Genomic DNA, 1,592 nt, shown 5'->3' on the forward strand with positions numbered 1-1,592 from the left:
GGAGCGGAGCATCGCGGAGAATGGGGGGAAGAGGGTGCTGAGCTGGTGGTGATTGAGATGGAATCAAATGAAGTTGACTGATGTGGTCATTGGTGCAGCGATCGAAGTTCATCGCCGGCTTGGTCTCATTTGGGTTTGATGAAATTGGATGTTGGCATGTTCATCAATTTTCACGAAGCAAAGTTGATCGACGGCTTGCATCGCATCGTCAACCGCTACAGCGGACCCAAACCAGATTGATCGGTGCCCTCTCTCCGCGAGGCTCCGCTCCTCCGCCTCTCCGCGTTTAGAATGGCCCGCTGATTTGGAAGGTGGTCATTGCGTGATCGTTAACGGATGACGATTCGGCCCAGTCGCCCCGATGCAAACATTGCCGTCTTTCCAAAGGGTGGGTTGGGATCTTTGACGGCCGATCCATGGGAACGTGGTGTGATTGATTGATGCGAAGATTGAAACGCGGAGTGGCGGAGGAGCGGAGCATCGCGGAGAATGGGGGGAAGAGGGTGCTGAGCTGGTGGTGATTGAGATGGAATCAAATGAAGTTGACTGATGTGGTCATTAGTGCAGCGATCGAAGTTCCTCGCCGGCTTGGTCTCATTTGGGTTTGCTGAAATTGGATGTTGGCATGCACATCCAATTTTTTAAATCACAATTGATTGATGGCCAGCATCGTCAACCGTTACGGCGGACCCAAACCAGGTTGATCGCTGACCTCTCTCCGCGAAGCTCCGCTCCTCCGCCTCTCCGCGTTTAAAATAGCCCGCTGATTTGGAAGGTGGTCATTGCGTGATCGTTAGTGGGAGACGATTCGGCCCAGTCGCCCCGATGCAAACATTGCCGTCTTTCCGAAGGGTGGGTTGGAATCTTTGACGGCCGATCCATGGGAACGTGGTGTGATTGATTGATGCGAATGTTGAAACGCGGAGTGGCGGAGGAGCGGAGCATCGCGGAGAATGGAACGTGAAAATGTCACGCTGTTGGAGATTGAGATGGAACCAAATGAAGTGACTGATGTAATCATTGGTGCAGCCATTGAAGTTCATCGCCGACTTGGTCCAGGGCTCTTGGAGCATGTCTATCGACGTTGTCTGGCATACGAACTTCGGAAGCGAGGCTTGGCGGTTGTGGAAGAGAAGCCTGTCGCGATTGACTACGACGATCTGCATGAACCTTGTGCTTTTCGTGCTGATCTCTTGGTGGAAGGCTTGGTTGTCGTTGAATTGAAAGCGAAGACTCAAATCCATCCCATCGACAAAACGCAGACTCTGTCATATCTGCGTTTGATGAAACTGAATGTTGGATTGCTGATCAATTTTCACGAAGCAAAGTTGATTGACGGCTTGCATCGCATCGTCAACCGTTACGGCGGTCCCCAACCAGGTTGATCGCTGACCTCTCTCCGCGAAGCTCCGCTCCTCCGCCACTCCGCGTTTAAAATGGCCCGCTGATTTGGAAGGTGGTCATTGCGTGACCGTTAACGGATGACGATTCGGCCCGGTCACCCCGATGCAAACATTGCCGTCTTTCCGAAGGGTGGGTTGGAATCTTTGACGGCCGATCCATGGGAACGTGGTGTGATTGATTGATGCGAA

Annotated in this window: 1 protein-coding gene; it reads left to right on the forward strand. The window is 52.6% G+C overall.

Annotation, left to right across the window (positions count from 1 at the left end):
* Window positions 1-1,004: 1,004 nt before the first annotated feature.
* Window positions 1,005-1,385 (forward strand): GxxExxY protein, encoded by a 381-nt coding sequence (locus tag RISK_RS19305; RefSeq protein ID WP_236696468.1) that lies wholly within the window; start codon window positions 1,005-1,007, stop codon window positions 1,383-1,385.
* Window positions 1,386-1,592 lie beyond the last annotated feature (207 nt).

It is taken from the genome of Rhodopirellula islandica (assembly GCF_001027925.1).
Classification (GTDB): domain Bacteria; phylum Planctomycetota; class Planctomycetia; order Pirellulales; family Pirellulaceae; genus Rhodopirellula; species Rhodopirellula islandica.